Below are 23387 nucleotides of genomic sequence, written 5' to 3' on the forward strand. Positions count from 1 at the left end.
CTTATCTATTTCTTTATAGAAATTATGAAAACCATTACACCGCTCTTTTCAATTCTCCAATCGCTCGGATTTTTGACTCTTCTTTTGGTCGGTAGTCTTCAACTAGAAGCTCAAAATACCAAAAAAGCCACCATTAAAGGTAAAATAATAGATACCCAAACAAGCGCACCGCTTGGCTATGCTACGATTCGGGTACACAAAACCGCCGATAGTTCGCTGGTGTCGGGGGCTATTTCTGACGATAAAGGCCAATTTTTGGTAGAAGTGCCTTATGGGAAATATTATACAGTGGTGGAGTTTATTGGTTATAAATCTTTGAAAAGTTCGATGTTTGAGGTCTCCAAAGAGCAATCTGTCCAAGATTTGGGCGTGCTCAAAATCGAGACATCGTCGCGTACTTTGGATGAGGTAGTAGTGCAAGCCGAAAAAAGCTCAATGGAGCTATCTCTCGACAAAAGAATCTTTAATGTGGGGAAAGATTTGGCAAATGCTGGAGGAACTGCCATCGATATTTTGAGCAATGTACCGTCGGTGTCGGTCGATACTGAAGGCAACGTAAAGCTAAGAGGCAGCGATGGCGTTCGGATTTTGATTGATGGAAAGCCATCGGGTTTGGTGAGTTTCAAAGGCGGAGCAGGTTTGCAGCAATTGCAGGGAAATCAAATCGAACGCGTCGAAATCATTACTAACCCCTCGGCTCGCTATGAGGCAGAAGGAATGTCGGGGATTATCAATATTGTCCTAAAAAAAGAAAGAAAGCAGGGTTTTAATGGCTCGTTTGAAGTGGTAACGGGCTTTCGACCCAACTTTGGGGTAGCGGCCAATGTGAATTATCGCAAAAACAAGCTCAATTTTTTCCTCAATTATGGTATTGCGTATCGGATTCCTATCAGTGCAGGGAGGCTTTATCAGGAAGTATATGGAAAAGATACTACGGCGATTTTGCAACAAACCAACAATGGGGAAGTAAGAACCGTAGCCAATACTATCCGTGGGGGGCTAGATTATTTTTTCAACGACAAAAATATCCTGACTGCTTCTTATCAGTTTCGCCGCACAGATGTACTTCGTATTACCAACAATCAATACAAAGATTATATCAATACACTCTCAAACTTAAACACAATTACCGACCGTCAACAGCGCGAGACAGAAGCCGAGCCTTATTCGGAATATGCCATCACTTACAAAAAGACTTACAACAAAAAGGGACAGGAACTCATTGCTGATGTACGCTACTTGACTTATTGGGAGCGCTCTGATCAGACCTTTACGCAAAGTAGTGTTTTTGCCAATGGAAGCCCTAATAAAAAAGGGGATTTACTTCAAAAATCGTTGAACGATGAATACGAAAATCAGTTGATTGCACAGCTGGATTATGTGCAGCCGATTGGGAAGGAAGGTAAGTTTGAAACAGGTCTAAGAAGTAGTTTTAGGGATATGGTCAATGACTATATCGTGACCCAACGCAACGAACAAGGAGTGTTTGAGCCTTTACCTGGCTTAGACAATTATTTTATTTACAAAGAAAACATCCACGGAGTGTATGGTATCATCGGCAACAAAACCAAGAAGTTTAGCTATCAAGCTGGTTTGAGAGCCGAAATGACCGACGTCAAAACCATCCTCCAAGAGACAAACCAATCCAATCCGCGCCAATATACCAATCTTTTTCCGAGTGCGCATTTTACGTACAATATCAACCAAGAAAACGCTTTTCAATTGAGCTACAGTCGTCGGGTACGACGACCTACTTACAATGATTTGAGTCCTTATGTGACTTTTTCGGATCAGCGAAATTTCTTCTCTGGCAATCCCGACCTTAACCCAGAATTTACGAATTCTTTTGATTTAGGACACATCAAGTACTTTGAAAAGGGCTCGTTTACGTCGTCATTGTATTATCGTCATACCAACGGCAAAGTGCTACGTATCAGGCGGGTAGACGCGCAAGGTTTTTCCAATACTCGTCCCGAAAACTTGGCTACCGAAGATGCCTTTGGAGCAGAATTTACGAGTACTTACACGCCTGTTAAGTGGTGGAAACTTGATTTTAACTTTAATTTCTTCAGGGCCATTACCGATGGTCAAAATCTTGATAATACTTTCAAAGCCGATACTTATAGCTGGTTTGCCCGTCAAACGTCGCGTTTTAATCTTGCCCAAGGTACAGACTTACAAATTCGCGCCAATTACGAAGCACCTCAGCAGCTCCCGCAGGGCCGCCGCAAGTCGCGTACCTTTGTGGATTTAGCATTTAGTAAAGAAATTTTGAAAGGCAAAGGAACCCTCACTTTCAACGTGATAGATTTATTCAACTCACGTTATATGAGGACAGTGACGGAAGGGCTTAACTTCTATACCGATGCCACGATGGGGATGCGCGCTCGCCAAATCAACTTGACCGTCATGTATCGTCTCAACCAAGCGGCTGGCGCCAAAAAACAAAAGAGTTTGATTAGTGGTGAAGAAGGATAGCGCTTATTTTTTTAGTAAATAGGAAGCTCCCGTGCCTTTTTAAAATAAGGTTTTCTAATAGACGGGTTGTGTTATCTTATTTGCTACATCCAATGAATATTTCTATCTACACCTTTTTCAAACCATTTTCTTCAAAAATTTTCCTCAGTGTTATCATTATAGGAGTAAGTTTTTTTGGAAAAGGATTCGCCCAAAATACGGGTAAATTAAAAATTACTGGCAAGGCAATTGATGCCCAGACCAATGTCCCTTTGAGCTATGCAAGTATTCGCTTGTTTACCAAAACAGATAGTGTTTTTGTAACGGGCGCTATTACCGACGAAGCAGGTATGTTTAGCGTAGATGCGGCGGCGGGGGGCTATTCGGGGATATTGGAATTTATGGGGTATAAATCTTTTAAAATAGCCCGCATCCAACTTACCAAAGACAATTCTCCTCTCGACTTGGGTGTGATAAAAATGACTCCCTCGGCCAATGTGCTTGATGAAGTAGAAATCAGAGCCGAAAAAAGCTCTATGGAACTTACCCTCGACAAAAAGGTCTTCAACGTAGGGAAAGATTTGGCCAATTCGGGCGGAACAGCTATCGACATCCTGACCAATGTGCCCTCTGTAGCAGTAGATGTGGAAGGCAATGTAAGTTTGCGAGGAAGTGGCAGCGTTCGGATTTTGATTGATGGAAGGCCGTCGGGTTTGGTGAGTTTTAAAGGCGGGGCTGGCTTGCAGCAATTGCAGGGAAGTATGATTGAGCGCATTGAGGTTATTACCAATCCCTCAGCAAGATACGAGGCCGAAGGCATGGGAGGCATTATTAATATTATTCTCAAAAAAGACCGTCAGCAAGGATTGAATGGGTCTTTTGATGTGATTTTGGGGCATCCTACCAATTATGGATTAGCTGCTAATGTGAATTATCGTCGGAAAAACCTCAATTTCTTCGTTAATTATACACTTTCCTACCGCGATACACCGGGGCGTGGCTCTCAGTACCAAGAAGTGTATCGGAATGATTCTACTTTTTTGACTCGACAAAATTCTGATAATAAAATCCAAGGAATGAACAACAGTGCCCGGGCTGGATTTGATTATTTCTTCAACCCTAAAAATATTCTAACGGCATCGTACACTTGGCGCACAAGTAAAGGCAAACGCTATACTACTATCAATTATCGGGACTATGTATCCAATCTGAACAATCAACAAAGTATAACCAAACGTACCCAAGACGAAACGGAGACAGAACCTAACTCGGAGTATTCGCTCAATTATAAAAAAACATTTGCACGAGAAGGCCACGAACTTACCGCTGATGTTCGGTTTTTGAACAACTGGGAAAATTCCGACCAAATCTTTACCCAAAATACCTTTTTGCCTGACGAAATTACGCGTATTTCGAGGAATATCTTGCAGCGGTCGGTCAACGACGAAACCGAAAAACAGTGGCTCTTTCAGATAGATTATGTACATCCTTTCCGAAAAGACGGGAAGTTTGAAGTAGGACTGCGGAGCAGTTTGCGGACTATGACCAACGACTATTGGGTACGAGAACAAAACGAGCAAGGCGTATATGTGCCTTTGCCAGGGTTGACCAACAACTTTGTGTATGAAGAAAACATCCACGCACTTTATGGTATTTTGGGCAATAAAGTCAATAAGTTTTCTTACCAGCTTGGGCTGAGAGGAGAATTGACAGACGTGAAAACCACCCTCAAACAAACCAACGAAGTCAATCCCCGAAATTATTTTAATCTTTTTCCGAGTGCTCACTTTACTTATGAGCTGCCTAAGCAAAATGCCTTGCAAGTGAGTTATAGCCGCCGTACGCGTCGGCCTCGTTACAACGACCTTAGCCCTTTTATGACTTTTAGTGATAGCCGAAATTTTTACAGTGGCAATCCCGACCTCAATCCCGAATTTACGGATGCCTTTGAGATTGGGCATATCAAATACGTAGAAAAAGGCTCGTTTACATCGTCGCTGTATTATCGCTACACTACGGGCGAAGTGGAGCGTATCCGACGCGTAGATGCGCAGGGCAATTCCATCACTCGCCCCGAAAACCTCGCGACCGAAAATGCCTACGGGTTAGAGTTGACAAGTTCTTATAACCCATTTGATTGGTGGAAAATCGATGGCAATTTTAACTTTTATCGGGCTATCACAGATGGGAGCAATCTCGACGCCCGCTATAAAAGTGATACCTATACGTGGTTTGCACGTTTGACATCTCGAATCACTATTTTGAAATCAACGGATGTGCAAGTAAGGGGCAACTATGAAGCCCCGCAGCAAACGACCCAAGGAACGCGACGAGAGATTGCAACTTTAGATTTGGCGATTAGTCGTGATATTTTTAAAAACAACGGTACCATTACGCTCAATGTGACCGATGTATTCAATTCGAGGAAGTTTCGTTCTACCACTACAGGCGCTAATTTCTACACGGAAGGGAATTTTCAAGGACGTTTGCGCCAAATCAATTTGACTCTCAGCTATCGACTTCGTCAGACAAAACTATCAGGTAAGAAAAAAGATGGTGACGATGACGGAGAAATGTAGTTTTTTTTGTCTCTAAAAATATATGCAGCGACGTAAATTTATCCAATCGGTAGGAATGGCTACGGGTTTTGGTTTAGTCAACGAATCTCAAGCCTTAGTACCCCAAAAGCCCTTGGTGTTTTTGTTTCAGGGGGATTCTATCACCGACGGAAATCGCGGTCGCAACCTTGACCCTAATCACATCATGGGACACGGCTATGCGTATTCGGTGGCGAGTAGGATAGGGGCTGATTTTCCAGACAAAGGTTTTACGTTTTACAATCGGGGTATTAGTGGTAACAAAATCACAGATTTGCAGAAACGTTGGGAAAGTGACACCCTCGCTCTGAAGCCCGATGTGTTGAGTGTGTTGATTGGTATCAATGATGTCAATGCGATTATCAATAATGCCCCCGAAGCTACATCCTTAGAGAAATTTGAGGGTATTTATCGTACTTTGCTTGAGGATTGCCGCCGAGCTAATTCCGAGATTTTGTTTGTATTGGGCATTCCGTTTGTATATGCAGTAGGGAAGCGCGCCCAAAATTGGGAACAATGGCGTGACCTTACCCAAGCACGCCAAGAAGTAGTGCGAAAGTTAGCGGGGGAGTTTGATGCAGTAGTGGTGGATTATCCTGCTGTATTAGACAAAGCAATGCATCAAACTCCCGCCGAATATTGGATTTGGGACGGGATTCATCCTACTGTTTTTGCCCACGAACTGATGGCTCGTGAATGGCTAAAGCAAGTAAGGAAACGGCTGCGGTTTTTGAAGAAATATTAGCCAAATGAGGGGAGAGAGGGGATATATAACATTTTGTTGGTTAAGTTTGCTTTTGCTAATTTTACTTATTAAATAGAGTAGCTTATATACAATATCAAGTGTTGGGGTAAGACACAAAAGTGAAAAAAATTGTTGAACTCAAAGTTATTTTTACTCATACGTCCACACCTTACACTTTCAAATCGTTTAGATATGCCCAGTCCTATTGATGTATTTAATAATCCTGAACAATACATAGATTTTCTCGTAAGTCCTGATTTGGAGCGGTTGCATGGGCAGCATTATGACTGGAAAGAAATTCCTAAACCTTATAATCAAGATAAAGTCAAAAAGGGTATAATAGAGTGTATATCAGCATTTGCAAATTCAAATACTGATGGGGGCATTATTATATTGGGTATAAGGGACAAAGATCAAGCAGTAACTGGAACAGAACATCTGACAGAAGAGCAATTAAATGGTTTGTTAGCTTTGCCTAATCAAACACTAAAGAATCAAAGTTATCAATCGAAACCACTTGTTATTGAAGATCATCGCATTTATTTGATGTTTGTGCCTTATGAATCCAGAAATATTTGTTACACTACTTCATTCCCAAACCAAGCTTGGAAACGCAATGGTCTGCAGAATGAACCATTTAAACAAGAAGATTGGGAATATTTTCGGAATAGAAAGAACCCAGGTTTATGGGAAATGCAGCCTTGTACTTTATATGAAGAACGGTTAGTGGATATGGCTTTGTTTGATGAATTTAAAGGGGCTTGGCTAGAAGATAGTGAAACCGCCAATGCATATAGTATAGTGGATGTTTTAGAGAATGCAGGTGCAATAATAAAACATCAAGGAGATTGGTGGTTTACAAAGGCAGGTTTTTTATTTTTTTGCAGTAATCCACAGAGGCTGTTTCCAAGTGCCTATATTCGCTTTTTAAAGTACGAAACCAAAATAAAAGATAAACCTAATCCGGGTGAAACCGTTGGAGAAAATGAATTCAAGGGTGCTTTGCCTACAATGATTCGTAAAATCAGAGATTGGGTAAAAGATTCTAATTGGTTTAGAAGATATACCTATCGTTCTAATGATGGTTTTAGTTTTGAACATGAAGATGAGTATCCTATTTTTGCTATAGGTGAAGCAATTGTAAATGCAGTAGTTCATAGAGATTATGCACTCCAAACGCCTATCGAATGTATTTCCTATTTAGATGCGTTTCAAGTACGTAATGCTGGGGGTATTTTACAAAATCAATTAACCTTGCCTCATACTTTTGAGTTAGGGACAGTAACAATTAAATCCTATGCTCGTAACCAAAAAATAGCAGAATGGTTTCGTAAAATGCCAGATGAAGATGGTAAACCATTTGTAAGACGTTTAAGTGAGGGGACTAAACGTATACAAAATGAGATGCAAAAGCTTGGTTTGCCTATGCCTACTTATCAAACAAATGGTGAAACCATACTTACATTTCAAAATAATATTGAAGAACGAAGCAAGCGATTTTTCAATCACAATACTCCCTCACATAGTACAAGCGAGTATCTGAATTTATTTGCCATTCATTTTCAAGGTAATACAGATAATTACGATAAAGGGATACTATTAAAAGAGATTTTAGGTGTGCTTAAAGATAATTTACAGGCACAAAGTTGGTATATTGATAGATATAGTAAAGGACGGTTAACAATACATCAACGTGGAGAAACTTTTCCTTTGAGTAATCCAGCAGCAGAAAGAATATGCTCTATATTTAGAGCTTTTGTGTTGCAAATAAAAATATTTGGTGAACGTTTTTATTTGGCAATTGATTATAAAGCTGAACTAAAAAATATACAACCTATTAGTAAGTTGAGTAACTCTTTGCAACAATTTGTCGTTGGACACAAAGGAATTGTAAAGTATCAAGGTAAGTGGGAGAATTGCTTTATTCTATCTGTAGAACCAGAACAATCTAAAGTCAATTTAATAGACTTTGATGCTGAAATAACAGCTGATAATGCTAAAATTATCCCCCAATTATCAACTACCCAGATTGAACAAAATTTAAAAGACAATAGTGTAGCATTTGACTTACATACTAAGCTTAAAGAGGCGAGCTTATTAACTTTGCCTAATGCGTCTATCGAGAGAGCAAGGCTCACTTTACAGGCTATACATTCATTGTCAGCAGTAATGCCTTTAAAATTCAATGGTTTTCAGTTCTCTGTCGACCGTCAGCCCACTTTTTTATTAAATGCGCCCACTATACTTGTTGAGGGTGAGAAAATTGCAGAACTTAGTGTTTTTCATGATCTACAAGAACCACAAGTATCATTTGCTAATAAACATCGAAGTGTTAATATTTTAGAGGGTTTGAACAAATTCGGCTCTTATATTAATGCTGCTCGAAATATTACAATTATTCCTGTATGTATAAATGCTGAACGGCAGCAAATGGCTGAATTGATAGATCGCTTACAGAAAGGTAAATACAAATACGAAGGTTCTGAACGCACATTCGGAGTAAAATTTACTTACGAAACAATCTATACCGTATCTAGGCATGATGAAATAGAAGCAGAGTGTAAGCGTATTATTCATCAACATCCAAATTGGGAAGGAGATAGCTCACTAGCAAGGATCTTTTTAGTGTCAATGCCAGAAAATAACTATTCTTTAGATGACTATACGTCTCCATATTATGGAATCAAGGAATTCTTATTTGAAAGAGGGATACCTTGCCAAATGGTAAATACTCCTACCTTAAAAAACCCCGATTGGAAAGACTTAAATCTTTCACTTAACATTGTAGCAAAGTGCGGTTTAGTCCCGTGGGTTTTGTCTGAAAAATTACCTGAAGCAGACTTTTTTATGGGCATTGCATATACTACTTCAAGAAATGGCAATAACCGTGAAAAAATGATGGGCTTTGTAAGCGTTTTTGATGAGTATGGGCGATGGCGTTTCTATAAAGGCGAATCTGTCTTTTCCTTTGAAAGGAAAAAGGAGTACTTTGCTAAACTGGTACCCGAGACTTTAAAGGAACTTGGACATTTGCCTGAAAATGCCAAGATACATATTCATACAGCTTCGCGTTTTTCACGTGAAGATGAACAGGTTATCTTATCTGCTGCAAAAGAATTACTACCTGATGCCCATTTTTCTTTCGTTTGGATAAATGACACCCATTTATTAAGAGGCTATGATAATAGCAATGTTGGCGGAAGCTTGAGCAGAGGAAGCTATATCAGCTTATCGCCTAATAAACTACTATTATCAACAACGGGATATAATGTTTTCAAAAAATCTTTGGGAACTCCAAAGATGATTGAAGCAAGTATTCGTACTGAAGGCAGTATCAGCCTAAAACTTTATGCCAAACACTTGTTAGCTTTGACTAAACTTAATTGGGCTTCAACCAATGCATTAACAGGCGAGCCTATTACTACTAAGTATGCCTTAAATATTGCATATTTAACTGAAAAATTTATTAAACGGAGAGGAGATTTTAAATTACATAAAGTCTTAGAAAAAACGCCATGGTTTATATAAATTTATCTATATACGCTGTCAATTTACTGATTTGAAATTGGGATACGTTTAGAAAAGATAGTGAATAAAGTAGGAAAGACTAAATCCGTATTGTCCGAAAACAAAAATGTAGTGTGTATTGAATGTTTTACCAATACACACCACTAAGCGTTACTTCTTACTTACAGTTTTGCTTTTTACTCCTACTCCCAGCTCTACTTCTTTTTTGATTTGGGTAGCATCTGTATGAAGCAAGCGCACATTTTCGGAACGATTGCCCATTACTTTTAGCAAAACATCTTTTTCAGTACCATATTTGATACCATCGAGGGTGACATTTTTGCTGTTTTGGACTTGCATTACGGTTTTATCTTTGGTAAGTAGCGTTACGTTTTTGAGGTTAATATTTTCTCCTTCTACACATACGAGCCCTTTGTTGGCTTCAATCATTGCATTTTCGATATTGATATTTTTGATACTCATCTCGGGCAAACCACGTACCAAAATCGCCGTTTCGGCACCTTTACATACGATATTTTTGATGTAAAAATCCTTGAATTGTGGCGTGCCTTCACCGAGTGGCTCGGCTTTTATGGTAGGAAGTTCGTTGGATTCTCCTTCAAGGGGCACGGGGTCTTTTGCGGCATAATACATATCGAAAAGTACCGCCTCGCCGGGGATTTCGGTCATGTTCACATCGGTTACGTAGATATTTTCCACGACTCCCCCACGACCACGAGCGGTTTTGAACCGAAGCCCCACGTCTGAGCCCATGAAAGTACAATTGGAGACAAACAAATTACGAACTCCTCCCGACATTTCTGAACCAATCACAAAGCCGCCGTGCGCATGATAGACTTTACAGTCACGAATGATGAAATTTTCGGTAGGGATGCCTCGTTTGCGGCCTTGTTCGTCACGCCCCGACTTGATAGTGATGCCGTCGTCGCCTGTATCAAAAGTACAACCTTCCAAGATTCCATTACGGCATGATTCGAGGTCAATGGCGTCGCTGTTTTGGGCATACCAATGATTTTTGACGTTTACGTGGCGAACGCTCAATTGTTCGCACAGCAGCGGGTGCAGGGTCCAAGCGGGGGAGTTTTGAAACGTAACACCCTCAATGAGTACGTTTTTGCAACGAGTCAGACTGACCATATTGGGACGGAGAAAATCTTTATAAGAGGCAAGTTCTTCCTGACTTGGATGTACTCCATTCAAAATACGTCCTGCATTGGGTGTGTTATTCCCTTTTTTAGATTGCTCAGACGGATACCACATATCTCCTTTTTCGCTGACTACTCCCCCCGATTTGACGAGCGCGGCCCATTGAGCATTGGTTTGTTTGTCGCGTTTGATAGCGCGCCACACTTCTCCACCACCATCTAGTACACCTTCACCCGTTATCGCAATATTGGTCAAATCTACTCCCCAAATCGGTGCTTGACAGCGGTAAGATTCTTGCCCTTCCCAAGTAGTGATTACGATAGGGTAGTCGTCGTGGTTGCGGCTAAATTGCAAAAGTGCGTTTTTGGCAATATGCAGATTGACATTGTTTTTGAGTACAATCGGCCCCGTAAGCCACAGACCCGTTGGAATCATTACGGTGCCACCTCCAGCGGCATGACACACGTCTATGGTTTGTTGGATAGCTTTGGTATTGACGGTGATGCCGTCGGCTTTGGCCCCATAGCGAGCGATATTGAAGGTATCTTTACGAAAATACGGGGTGGCATATTTGGGAAGTTCGTACTCGTATTTGTTAGTAAAAATGGATTTTTTAACAAAGCTCTTCAAATCAATCGGTAGCTCCATAATGCCTTCCAAAACCAAACTTGCCATTACCGCCGCCCCATAGCCTGAGAAATGAGTGTTGTCTTCAATGCCTTCGGGTGACCTTGCAAAAACGGTTTTGGGATAATGTAAAAATAGAAGCTTTGACCCCTCTACTCCATGCTTTTCGATGGCTTTTTGGCTTTTGGCGTGTAGGTCAATCATCGGTACTTTCAATTCTTGAGCTACTTCTTTTACCACTTGAGGATAGTCGCCATGTTGATCCACAAAAACCCCATTTTCATCAAACTTACGACGCATCACGGGCGTAATCAAAAGGGGATTGCCACCTTTGGCACGCGTTTCGTTGACAAATTTGATGAGGTTTTGGCGATAAAGCGTTTGGGCAGGAGCAGAGCGAGTCGTATCGGCTACTTTTTGGTCATTGTGGCCAAACTGAATCAAAACCCAGTCTCCTTTCTTAACTTGTGAGATTACTTTTTGCCAACGGCCTTCCGTAATAAAGCTTTTGGTACTACGCCCATTGACTGCATGATTTTGAACCTGAACGGCTTCGTTGAAATAGCTTGGGAAAACCATCCCCCAGCCTTTTTCGGGAAAATTGGCAGGAAGTTTATCGGCAAGGGTAGAATCGCCACAAAGAAAAATGGTGAGTTGATTGGTGGCAGGACGGAAAGCCGTGATTGCCACCAAAAACAAAATCCGTAGGAGTGATTTCATGAGTTTGGGTTATAGATACGACAAATCTGTACGAGATTAGTCCTTAAAGTATAACAAAACAACTCATTTATTGGATTTTTTTATGCAATCGTTGTCGGCAACGTTGCCAAAAACTTATTTTAATCTCAATACTCCAAAAGCATCGGGGCGGTGAAAGCGAGGGGTAGCGCCGCTCATCGTAGCACTCCAGCACGTAAAGTCGCAGTTGGAAGGGGTGCATTTCCAATCGGAATCAGACTGGGATTGAAGAGAAACAATGCGGAAAAAATTGAGACGATACACCTCTTTTTTGCCCCCAATCAAAGCCCAGGGGATTTGCATCTTACCTGACCATGTTTCGCCAGAAGCTTTTACTTCGTGTTTGATACCCGCTTTTTCGTAGGGAACAAAAGTCAGATTTTGAGGGGCTTCTTTGGTAGGATTGTCAATCCAACCCACAAAGAGGGCGTTGTTTGGATTGATTTCTAATTCAAGATAGCGAACGGGGGTTTCTGAACCTTCGGCAATAAACACTTCAAACACCTCTTGATTCCACATTTCAGTGTTGTGTTGTTGATAAGTGTTTTGTTTCCAATACGGATTCTGTTGACATTCAAACTCTACCTGCAAATATTCGTCATCCGCTTTGAGTTTTATAACTGTATTTTGGGAAGCTTCGCGGCCATTGGTAGCAAAACTAAAGTGTTTATTGGGAAGAGTAATCCACTGGTTTTGGGGCAAAACAATCTCAGGAAGGGTATGTGACATGATTAAAAATAATAGAGGAAGAAATGGCATAAAATTTAATAATTGACGGCACCGTCTTTTTTGAAAGGTTTGCCCGACCACGCTTTTTGTTGCGTCCATTCGGCATCCGCATCCGTCCAGAAAGGGTCATTGGCGGGCAGCCCAAGTGGCAAAAAACCAAGAGTGGTCAAATACATACTTCCAGCATTGGAATAATAATCTGCAATAGTAGGCTGATGTCCGGCAAATCCAAGCGTGAGCCAGCCTTCTTTGTCAAAAATCCCTTCTTGGGAAAACATCCTTTTCATTACTGCTGTGAGAGCACAACGTACTTGTGCAGGACTTACACCCTCGGGTAGCTGATGAATAAGTGCCGCATGAGTAAGGGATTGAAAAGCCGCCAACCGATAAGTCACGCTTCGTCCAAAGGCTGGAAATGTGCCTTCAGGAGAAATGAGTCGTTCGAGAAAATCAGCATGACGTTGCATTCGTTTCACGGCCCGCTCATAGCGCTCTTGTAATGCTCGATGAGAGCCATTGGGGGATTGTCGTTTGTTGACATCTAGCCATGTTTTCAACACATCTACGAGCATAGGCTGAATCACAAAGGAGTTATAATAATCGGTATGAAATACCTCCCCGTCTTTAAACCAACCATCACCCACGTACCACTCCTCTATTTTACGTACTCCAAATTCGATACGGTAGCGGTCGGCGTTTTCGCCAATCGAGAGTAAAAATGCTTCTACAATAGCCGCAAAGAGCACCCAATTGTTGTTGGGTGGTACTACCCTTCGAAGCAACGTAAACTCCTCAATCACTCGTTTTTTGGTTGTATCATCGAGAGGGACCCAGAGGGCGTGAGGGGCTTTCAAAAACGCTTGTGCCAAAAAGGCCGCATCTACCAACGTTTGGCCTTCTTTGCGCCAAAGCATATAGTCGGGAGAGGCAGGATTGACGCTGTTTTTGATGCTTTTTAGGGCAGCTTCGCGGAGCTGTTTGCGGAGTTTGCCTTCTTCGGTATCCTCATCGGGGAGCGCCAGCCAAGGTGCTACTCCTACCATAGTACGCCCATAAGCTTCCAAATAAGCCACTTGAGGGTTTCGATTGTCCCAATTGGGGCTGTACTCTACTTTCCAATTTTTGACTAAAGTCTCATTCCCTAAGTTTTTCAGAACGGGCCAAGCGATTTTATGGAGTAATTTGGCCCAATATAGTCGGGGAGTATCAGCTTTGGGCTGGGCAGGCGGTAGCGATAGGCTCAACGTACCAAAGCTCCAAAAAGCGTTTTTTTGAATAAAATGACGACGATTCATTATTTATAAAGTTATCAAACATACGGGCATCGACACCTTGATTTCTTTGCCAGTGGGGGTAAGTTTACCCGTTTTTTTGTCGCGACCAAAAATCACAATATTGTCGGTATCTTGATTGGCTACGAGTACCCATTTACCAGTGGGGTCAATCATAAAATTACGAGGAGTTTTTCCTAAAACATCCTGATGACCTACATAAGTCAGTTGTCCATTTTTCTGATTGATGCTATAAATCACCAAACTCTCGTGGGCGCGATTGGAGCCATACAAAAATTTGCCGTCGGGCGAGATATGAATATCGGCGCACCACTTACGTCCTTTATAATCGTCGGGCACGGTCGAAATCGTCTGAAAAGGAGCTAATTGCCCTTTTTTATAATTAAAACCAGTAACGGTACCGTCTAGTTCTTGAATGACATAAGCAAACTTACCATTGGGATGAAACGTAAAATGCCGAGGCCCTGCTCCTGGAGTAGCCGCCGTAAAAGCGGGCGTGCCGGGCGTAAGCTGCCCTGTTTGAGTGTTGAGCTGATAGGTCATGATTTTGTCGGTTCCCAAATCTGGCACAAAAACATCTTCATTGTTAGGGGCAATGTTGATAGAATGAACATGTGCTTTTTCTTGACGCTCTTTGTTGACACTACTTCCTTCGTGCTGAATCGTTTGGGTGGCTTTGCCCAACGACCCATCGACTTGCACGGGCAAAATACTCAAACTTCCCCCGCGATAATTCCCCACAATGACCCATTTGCCCGTTTTATCGACTGCTACATGACAAGGCCCATCTCCTCCAGCCGATTGGGTATTGAGCATAGTCAAATAGCCTGATTTTTGGTCGAACGAAAAAGAACTGACGGCGCCTCCGCTCATTTCGGCTACCGAATACAAATAGCGCTTATCAGGCGAAAGTGCCAAAAACGACGGGTTTTTGATGCCAGTGGCCACGCTGATTGGGGTAAAATCGCCCGTGTTAGTATTGAATTTATAGACATAAATTCCTTGGCTAGTTTTGGTAGTATAAGTACCCACAAATAAGTAAAGGTCGTTGCTTTGACCGTGTGTTGTAGTGCTCATCAGATATAAAAGGCCAATCAGGAGCAGGCAGGCTCTTTTCATAGGGAGATTATTTTAGTGAAAACAAGATAGAAGTGGTTTGGCTGGCAACCTATTTTTTAAAGTAATAGATTCGCCGCTTATACCCTAAAACTCAACGGTAGTTTGATGTTTTATGATAGTCCAAACTTTGGAGTTAAAATTGTAGTCTTTAAAATCACCAAAGTAACTAGAAAACAGCCTATCCAGCTTCAAATCTTAACAAGATACCTTACATGAAAATGTGGAGGAAGAAGACAGTGAAATTCATAAGATTGCCTCTCATCGATAAATACCTGATGAGCAAGGCACTAATCTGTGTATGTTTTGTCAAATTGGGATTGGTGTGTCTACCTTTTAAAAGATTTAGAGCGTGTTTTCATTATTTTTTTCAGGTAGCAGTACCTCGCAATTATCCAGATGAATACGTAACAAAAGTAGTATGGAGCATAAAAGCAGTAAGCGGTGCTTTGCCTTTTTCGGTATCGTGTCTTCCGCAAGCATTGGCTACCAAGTATATGCTGCGAGGAGATAGTCTCTATACATTAAAGATTGGAGTCAATGTAGTTCAAGAGGATTTTTGTGCCCATGCTTGGGTAGAAAAACAACAGCAAATTATTATAGGAGATACTCCTCTAACTGCATATGTTCCTATTTGGATTTGGGAATAGTGGTGGTTTTTATGGAACTCATGCCAGGTATTTAGCTTTCCATAGGCTCATAGATAAAATGATTGTTAATGCTTTTTCATGCTTATAGCTACATCATTGAGTCAGATTTTGACTTGCATCTCCCGGAAGTTCATGGGATTCCTGATTTTTATATATCATCGGCGTCATTGTCAGTGTCTCAATTAACCTATGCCAATGTGTATCGCAAGGGAGTACAAGCACAAGTAGGTTACGACCATTTATTGCCTGTATTGCACTGGGAAAACATCGCGACTTTTCAGGTGCTATCTCCCAATCATTTAGGCTACAAAAGGCTCGGAGAAGACGATGATGTATTTCGACTTTTTGTGTTGAGTGAAGCCCTCGGGTTACTGCTTCTCCAAAAAGGGCTTTTTTTATTACATGGAAGTGCCGTGAAAGTAAAGGACCAAGCAATGGTGTTTTTGGGGCGTCCGGGCGCTGGCAAATCCACTACCTTGGCGGCATTTGCCCAACATAATCACCCTATTTTGAGTGACGATTTGACGGCTATTTGGTTTAACGATACCGCTCAACCTTGTGTATTGCCGGGCTTTCCACAAGTTAAGATTTGGGAAAATAGCGTCGATAATCTAGGGTTTGACAAAAAATCGCTCCAACCAGCTTTTGAAGGACATAACAAATTTTTGTATCAGCAGCCTATCTCCCTTTTTCCTACGGAGCCTGTTCTGTTAAAAAAAGTGATTATTCTTCAAAGACCCTATTCAAGCAAAACAGGGGCGGTCAAACTCACCGAAAGCCCACTGGAGTTTACGCAGCATTTTCCTTTACCAAGTTATTTATTAAGAGGCGATTGGCTAAAAAAACATTTCCAAAATTCTCTCTCTATTGCTAGCAAAGTAGCGATAGAAAAAGTAGCCCGCCCCAAAACCTTTAAAGCCCTTCAAAAGTGGATTCATGACTTGACCCATTAGCCGATGCGTTTATCTACCGAACTTCAAATATTGATTGAAGCCTGTAAAATAAGCTTATTAGATGCCACACCTGATGTTTTGGAGGAGTTGGTAAGTCATCCGTCCGTCCATTGGAAGAGACTCACTCAAATGGCTGCTTACCATAAGGTTAGGCCTATTCTTTATGCTGCCTTCAAAAAATGCTCCCCTCACAACATTCCAGTTTCTTATCTGGAGCAATATCAGCATCGCGCCTTGCGACATTCCATGCACAATCTGCTCATGGATCAAGAAACGGCACGGCTTTTAAATTTACTGAAAAAAAAACAAGTACGTGTTTTACCCTACAAAGGAAGCCTCCTGAGTCATAAAATCTACCAAAACAATGGCTTGCGAGAGGTGGGCGACATTGATTTGTACTTGCCTAGAGAAGATGCAAAAGCAGGTTTAGAGGTTTTGTTGGAAGATGGCTATGAGTTTGAGTTTCGGGGAAAACTTAAAGAGGGATTGTCGAACAAAGAGTTGATTGATACTGTACTCGCCACGTATGGATGGCATGAGGTCACTTTAAAAAAACAAAGTGTTCATGGTACGTTGTATATTGATTTTCATTGGCGTTTGTCAGAGAGTTTTTACTGGTACAGCCTCCCTGATGAGATTCTTTTTGAAGGTATCCAATCTGCTTATATCCATCAGGTGTCCGTCGATATACCTTCTGACAAAAATATATTTTTGATGATGCTCGTACATCATGGAGGCCGAGAAGCGTGGCTACATCTCAAAAGCCTGTGTGATTTGTTGATGTTTTTTAAAACCAAACAACAGCATATTCATTGGGAACACTTGCTAATATCTGCCGAAAAAGCCAAAATGAAACATATTTTGCTGTGGGGAACGGGGCTGCTTCGGCGTTTTTTTGAATACCCAATTCCAACACCGTTGATACAGGCACACAACTTCAAAATGGTCGACGAAAAAGATGTAATTGAATGTTGGGAAAAAAGTGAGGAGTTTGCAAGTCAATTTGCGCCCAAATGGCGACATACTCGTCTGCTTTTAGCTCACCAAGACCAAGGTTTTAGTAAGTTGAAATACTTTAAAAATTACCTGCGATTTTATGCCATGCCCAACTTGCTAGAAGAGCCACGCCTCTTTACTTTTCCTGACCATATGCCCTATCTGAATTTTCTGAGCAAAGTCCTTACTTTTTTTTGGAGGAAAGTGCTGAAGAGATGATAAATAACAAAGCAAACATGAGTCATTGAGAATTGAGATGATTCCTAAAAAACTTCTCATTTGTGGTAGCTATCCTTTTTAAACTGTTCTTTAATTGTTTCTTCAAGCAATTTTATATTTGACTTCTCCGAAGTCGTTTGTTTTTGTTGGGGTCCTGCTAGCTACAAACCTTATGCCTCTCCGAGGCAGAAGAATAGCTTCGGAGAAGCTTAATCTTTGTAGTACGAGGTTTTCGTATTCAGACCAAGGACTTCGGAGAAGTCAAACCTAAACCTTTTTGACTATAAATTTTGAGTTTCTTCTTATACCGGACATCAAAGTGCTAGACTTTCCGATCTTCGAGATTACTGTGACGAAGGCGAGACTCGAACTCGCATGCCCGAAGGCACACGCCCCTGAAACGTGCGTGTCTACCAATTCCACCACTTCGCCAAGGCTCTGTTTGAGCTACAAAGAAAACCGTATTTGGTGAGTTTTACAATAATGCGTTTTACTCTCTAGACAAAATACCCCTCATTTTGAACCGGGATTTCAATATTACGGAATCCCTCCGCGTGGAGTTTTTCTTTGAAGGCAATTTGGTTTTCGTATTCTCCATGTACCAAAAACAACGTCTTGACTTGTGCAGGGTCTTGACATTTCAAAAACTGAATGAGTTCGGTATAGTCGGCATGACCTGAAAAGGAGTCCATTACTTCTACGCGTGCCCTTACGGGATAGGTTTCTCCAAAGATTTTGACCTCTGCATCGCCGCGTTTGAGAGCGCCTCCTAGACTATCGGGAGAGCAGTAGCCCACCATCAAGATTGTATTGTTGGTATCGAGAATATTGTTTTTGATGTGATGTTTGATACGACCCGCCTCGGCCATACCCGACGCTGAGATAATGATACACGGCTCTTTAAGGTCGTTGATAGCTTTGGACTGATTGACATCCGATATATAATACAAATTGGGAAAGTTGAAAGCATCCCCGTCTTTTTCGATGTATTCTAAAATGTCAGGATTGAAATATTCGTCATGTTTACGCATGATAGAAGTAGCTTTAATCGCCAACGGACTATCAATAAACACCTTCAGACGCGGCAACGAACCTTCATTGGCAAGCTGGTCGAGGGCATAAATAAGCTCTTGGGTACGGTCGATGGCAAAGGCCGGGATGATAAGCTTGCCGCCCCGCGTAACGCAGGTATCGCGCACAATACGTAACAAATGTGCTTTCATATCAGGCTCGGGCTCATGCTTGCGGTCGCCATAGGTAGATTCACAAATGATGATTTGCGCTTGCGGAAAAGACTCTGGGCTTCGCAGGATTTTGTCGTCGGGACGACCCACGTCCCCGCTAAAAGTAACCTGCTTTTCGATACCTTGGTCTTTGATAGTGAGATGAATCGCTGCACTCCCTAAGATATGACCCGTATCAGTAAATCGCACTTTGACTTCATCGCGATTGAGCCAGAAATCTTGATGATACTCTACTGGTACCATCAAATCTAAGGTTTGGCGGACATCATCTTCATTGTAAAGTAATTCTAATTCTTCATCGCCTCTTCGGCGACGACGTTCGTTGATGCGTTCTAGGTCTTTTTGTTGGATAAAAGCACTATCCAAAAGCATAATGCCACACAAATCGGCAGTGGGAGGTGTGCAATAAATAGGCCCTCTAAAGCCCTTTCGAACCAATCGTGGCAGTAATCCTGAATGGTCGATGTGGGCATGAGAAAGAATCACAAAATCAATGTCTTTGGCCGTAAAACCTAAATTTTGATTGAGGTCTTGGGTATTGATACCCTGAAACATCCCACAATCTAGCAATATCTTAGTGCCTTTTTCGGTCGTAATGAGGTGCTTGGTGCCGGTCACGCGGCGAGCCGCTCCGAAGAATTGTATTTTCATCTGGTTTGGAATCATTTATGACCCAATTATACTAAAATTTCTGAACTAAAAAACTAACGCTGCCAACGTTTTAACCCTTGGCAGCGTTAGTTTGCTCACCCTTGGTTGCCAAGGGTTGTTATTCCTTCGTGACTACCTCATCCAAATTGAGTATGGCATTGGCAGTAGTGGTGAGCGCAGCAAGTTGGGGGGTGGCGTTGCCGTCATGCGCTAGTAGTTTTTGGGTAGCGGCAGGGTCTTTGCGATATTGAATCAGTGAATTTTGATACAGTTTCAACAACACTTGTAGCTTTTTGGGAGAGATTGAACGATAAGTCAATCGTCGATAAGCTTCGCTGATTTGTTGTTGTGGGGTTTTGAATTGGGAGGCAATATTTTCAGAAAGACAATGTGCCGCCTCTAAATAAGCGGGGTCGTTGAGGGTTACCAAAGCTTGCAAGGGAGTGTTGGTACGGATACGTCTCACCTGACAAAACTCCCGACTTGGCGCATCGAAGGTGACCATCGAAGGATAAGGTGCGGTGCGTTTCCAATAAATATAAAGTGCGCGGCGATAGCGGTCTTCGCCACCGCTAAGTTGCCACTTGGCTCCATCATAAGGCGATAGCCAGATATTATCGGGTTGGAGGGGCATGACACTGGGGCCGTACATCTTGGAAGAAAGCAAACCACTGACCGCCAACATTTGGTCGCGAACTTGCTCGGCAGAAAGTCTCACTCGTGCCCCTCGCGATAGCCATTTGTTATAAGGGTCTTTGGCTAATTTTTCGGGAGTGGCAGCGGAACTTTGTCGGTAAGTAGCCGAAAGAACTATTTGTTTGACCAATTTTTTAAGGCTCCATTGATGATTTTCCATTAGCTCCACCGATAGCCAATCAAGCAATGCTTGGTGTGTCGGGGCAATGCCCTGAGAGCCAAAATCTTCAACCGTCTCTACAATCCCTATGCCGAACAATTGCTCCCATAGGCGATTGACGGCCACCCGTGCCGTGAGCGGATGCTCTCGGGAAGTCATCCAATGCGCCAAATCAAGACGATTTTTGAAAGCAGTTTTGGCTTTGAAAATATGAGGGACGCTAGGCGCTACTTTTGCACCTTTTACAGTCCAATTACCTCTTACAAATACATGAGTAGTTCGGCTCAAATCACCGTGACCGTCGTACATGATAGGAGTTCCCTCTACGTTGCCTGTTAAGATTTGGGCGTAAAGTTTTTCGATTTCTACAAAATCAGGTTGATTACTTCCCGGTAAAGCTTGCTGAAAAGTAGCCCACTTGATTTGAACCCAATCTTTGGGAGTTTTAGGGCTTTTGAGAGTCCAGTAAAGGTGATGCTTGCCAGCATCGGGACTCACCGGCAAAATCACCACTGTGTCGCGACCCGCACCGCCTGTTTTGGGTACGTCCAATTTTGCCAAAACCCTACCACGAAGGCTATCTTGATGTAGCTCCACAACGGCGTTTTCGGCATTGGTTCCAATGGCTATCAAGAGACGGTTCTTATCGGTCAAGGTGACATTAGGCCAGCGTGCCGAACCATTGTCTTGCATTCCAAAGTATTTGGCATCTAGTAGAGAAGCATTGACATGTTGGTCAAAATCATGCGAGTTCACTTTGGGTTCTACGATTCTGACAAAAAGCCGGAAGTCATCCAAGCTCATTGCCTTGGACGAAGGGGCAGAGTGATTTTTAATCCAATTTTCTACTTTGACAATACGCAGCGAATCTTCGGTTTTGTAAAAACGCAAAGTAGGCGTCTCGCTTGTGACATCTTCATCGCGGGTATTGTTGAAAAAAGCTAAATATTTATAGTATTCTTCGTGGGTAAAAGGGTCATAAGGATGGCTATGACATTGAATACAGCTAAAAGTCGTACCCTGAAACACATCCCAAGTTGTATTGACCCGGTCGATGACTGCCGCTACCCTAAACTCTTCGTCTTGGGTTCCACCTTCGTCGTTGGTCATGGTATTGCGGTGAAAACCCGTCGCGATTAAATTGTCGTCGGTAGCGTTGGGAAGTAAATCACCGGCTAATTGTTCTACCACAAATTTATCATAGGGTTTATCTTCATTAAACGCCTTGATGAGCCAATCTCGGTATCGCCAGATATTGCGGCCAGGGTCGCGTTCGTAGCCTTTGGTATCAGCATACCGGGCGAGGTCGAGCCAAGTACCCGCCCAACGTTCGCCATAAGCAGGAGAGGCCAAAAGCGAATCAACCAGATTTTCGTAGGCTTTGGGGGAAGAATCTGCCAGAAATTGTTTGACTTGTTCATCGGTAGGAGGCAAGCCCGTAAGGTCTAAACTCAAGCGTCGAATCAGCGTGGCGCGGTCGGCTTCTGGAGCAGGGGTGAGTTTTTGTTCACGAAGTTTTTCCAAAACAAAATGGTCAATTTCGTTTTTTGCCCAGGTGGTTTCTTTATCCTTTACCAATCCTAGCCTCGCCCAAAAACTGCCAATTGTAGGAACCTCCGGCCGCTCGACCTTATTGTAAGCCCAATGATTCCCCCAAGTAGCACCTTGGTCTATCCATTGGGTAAGGGTTTGTACTTCTTCTTCACTAAGTGCAGGTGCTTCTTTAGGCATTTTTTCTTCGTGCCCTTCAGGAAGTAAGATTCGCCGCATCATTTCGCTTTCGTCGGCATCACCTGCTACTACGGGAGGTTTGCCTGATTTGGCAGGTTGATACATATCTTTCTCAAACAAAAAACTAACGCCTCCTGCCTTTTTGACTCCCCCATGACAAGCCATACAATGTTTGTTGAGAATAGGCTTTACCTCGGTATTGAAGTCAACTTTATGCTCAAAGATACCTAAAAACGAAAATGAACTCAGTAGCACAATCGCTGCTGCTCCCGTTAGCATCCATTTTGATTTCATTCTCATTTGTCTAAAGAATTCTTTAATATGGTTCAACTTATTATAAAGACAGAAGAGGAGGTTTTCTTACCCTTTTCTTTCATAAACTAAACGAACGGCTTGTTGGTAATTGTTGTTGGTATTTTAGATGACACAATTCTTTTATTTTTACCATGACTACCCCACATACGATTACCCCAAAGCATATCAAAGAAGCGTACACTTACGAGACCTACAAGGCATTGTCCGAAACTCTCTTCTCTGAAGGCCGCACTACCGCCGACTCTCCTAAGCTCAATACAGAAGCATATCTCAACTATACCAAAATGAATCTGCAACGTAGCAAACGTTTGGAAAAAACGGCACAGTTGACAGATACTCTAAAAACAACGCTTGATAAAATTCAAGAAAAATGGATATGGCTCGTACTAACAGAGTCATGGTGTGGAGATGCCGCCCAAAGTATTCCGGTTTTGGCAAAAATGGCCGAATATCAGCCTAATATCGAATTGAAATTTTTGTTAAGAGACAAAAATCTGGATGTCATGGATGCGTACCTGACCAATGGAGGTCGTTCTATTCCGAAGTTGATTTGTTTGAAAGCCGATACTTTGGAAGAATTGTTTACGTGGGGCCCCCGCCCTCAAGAAGTACAAGCGCTGATGATTGACTTAAAAGCCCAAGGGGTTTCTTCTGCCGAAGTAGCGGAGCAAATTCAACGTTGGTACAATGCTGATAAAACGCAGTCGATTCAGGCCGAATTTGGAAGCCTTGTCAACGCCACGATGGTTGAGGTGGTTGAGACAAATATAAAATAATCAAACGAGTGTTTTTTGTTG

Annotated in this window: 14 protein-coding genes and 1 tRNA gene; 8 read left to right on the forward strand and 7 right to left on the reverse strand. The window is 42.2% G+C overall.

What is annotated here, in order from left to right; all coding sequences use genetic code 11:
* Positions 1-24 precede the first annotated feature (24 nt).
* The 4 genes from G563_RS0101965 to G563_RS0101980 all read left to right on the forward strand — a co-directional run bounded on the left by G563_RS0101965 (position 25) and on the right by G563_RS0101980 (position 9327).
* Entirely contained in the window at positions 25-2478 is a 2454-nt protein-coding gene (locus G563_RS0101965; protein WP_028663819.1) for a TonB-dependent receptor, read from the forward strand.
* A gap of 92 nt (positions 2479-2570) precedes the next feature.
* Positions 2571-5036, forward strand: a complete 2466-nt coding sequence (locus tag G563_RS0101970) for a TonB-dependent receptor (RefSeq protein WP_051210701.1) — start codon at positions 2571-2573, stop codon at positions 5034-5036.
* 22 nt (positions 5037-5058) lie between these two features.
* Positions 5059-5799 (forward strand): SGNH/GDSL hydrolase family protein, encoded by a 741-nt coding sequence (locus tag G563_RS0101975; protein ID WP_028663821.1) that lies wholly within the window; start codon positions 5059-5061, stop codon positions 5797-5799.
* Positions 5800-5991: 192 nt separating this feature from the next.
* On the forward strand, positions 5992-9327 hold the full coding sequence (locus tag G563_RS0101980; RefSeq protein WP_028663822.1) for an RNA-binding domain-containing protein: 3336 nt from the start codon (positions 5992-5994) through the stop codon (positions 9325-9327).
* A gap of 150 nt (positions 9328-9477) precedes the next feature.
* Here the strand turns inward: G563_RS0101980 and G563_RS0101985 are convergent, their stop codons facing one another.
* From G563_RS0101985 to G563_RS0102000, 4 genes are all read right to left on the reverse strand, one after another.
* Complete coding sequence (locus G563_RS0101985; protein ID WP_028663823.1) at positions 9478-11820, reverse strand: glycosyl hydrolase family 28 protein; 2343 nt, start codon at positions 11818-11820, stop codon at positions 9478-9480.
* Positions 11821-11934: 114 nt separating this feature from the next.
* A complete protein-coding gene (locus tag G563_RS0101990; RefSeq protein WP_229598426.1) occupies positions 11935-12567 on the reverse strand; it encodes a carbohydrate-binding family 9-like protein in 633 nt (210 codons plus the stop codon).
* Between the two features lie 35 nt (positions 12568-12602).
* Positions 12603-13862, reverse strand: a complete 1260-nt coding sequence (locus G563_RS0101995) for a DUF2264 domain-containing protein (RefSeq protein WP_028663825.1) — start codon at positions 13860-13862, stop codon at positions 12603-12605.
* 3 nt (positions 13863-13865) lie between these two features.
* Complete coding sequence (locus G563_RS0102000; RefSeq protein ID WP_028663826.1) at positions 13866-14978, reverse strand: lactonase family protein; 1113 nt, start codon at positions 14976-14978, stop codon at positions 13866-13868.
* 236 nt (positions 14979-15214) lie between these two features.
* Between G563_RS0102000 and G563_RS0102005 the strand changes: the two genes are divergently transcribed.
* The 3 genes from G563_RS0102005 to G563_RS0102015 all read left to right on the forward strand — a co-directional run bounded on the left by G563_RS0102005 (position 15215) and on the right by G563_RS0102015 (position 17793).
* Positions 15215-15625, forward strand: a complete 411-nt coding sequence (locus G563_RS0102005; protein ID WP_028663827.1) for a lasso peptide biosynthesis B2 protein — start codon at positions 15215-15217, stop codon at positions 15623-15625.
* 68 nt (positions 15626-15693) lie between these two features.
* Entirely contained in the window at positions 15694-16578 is an 885-nt protein-coding gene (locus tag G563_RS33495) for a phosphoenolpyruvate carboxykinase (ATP) (RefSeq protein ID WP_051210703.1), read from the forward strand.
* Positions 16579-16581: 3 nt separating this feature from the next.
* Complete coding sequence (locus tag G563_RS0102015) at positions 16582-17793, forward strand: nucleotidyltransferase domain-containing protein (protein WP_084650731.1); 1212 nt, start codon at positions 16582-16584, stop codon at positions 17791-17793.
* Between the two features lie 350 nt (positions 17794-18143).
* Here G563_RS0102015 and G563_RS0102020 read toward each other — a convergent pair.
* From G563_RS0102020 to G563_RS0102030, 3 genes are all read right to left on the reverse strand, one after another.
* A tRNA-Leu gene (locus G563_RS0102020) sits at positions 18144-18225 on the reverse strand.
* 65 nt (positions 18226-18290) lie between these two features.
* Positions 18291-19688 (reverse strand): MBL fold metallo-hydrolase RNA specificity domain-containing protein, encoded by a 1398-nt coding sequence (locus tag G563_RS0102025; RefSeq protein WP_028663829.1) that lies wholly within the window; start codon positions 19686-19688, stop codon positions 18291-18293.
* Positions 19689-19806: 118 nt separating this feature from the next.
* A complete protein-coding gene (locus tag G563_RS0102030) occupies positions 19807-22569 on the reverse strand; it encodes a DUF1553 domain-containing protein (RefSeq protein ID WP_028663830.1) in 2763 nt (920 codons plus the stop codon).
* A 152-nt stretch (positions 22570-22721) separates the two neighbouring features.
* Here G563_RS0102030 and G563_RS33500 point away from each other — a divergent pair, with 152 nt between their 5' ends.
* A complete protein-coding gene (locus G563_RS33500) occupies positions 22722-23366 on the forward strand; it encodes a thioredoxin family protein (RefSeq protein WP_037325765.1) in 645 nt (214 codons plus the stop codon).
* Positions 23367-23387 lie beyond the last annotated feature (21 nt).

This window comes from Runella zeae DSM 19591 (assembly GCF_000423565.1).
Lineage (GTDB): Bacteria > Bacteroidota > Bacteroidia > Cytophagales > Spirosomataceae > Runella > Runella zeae.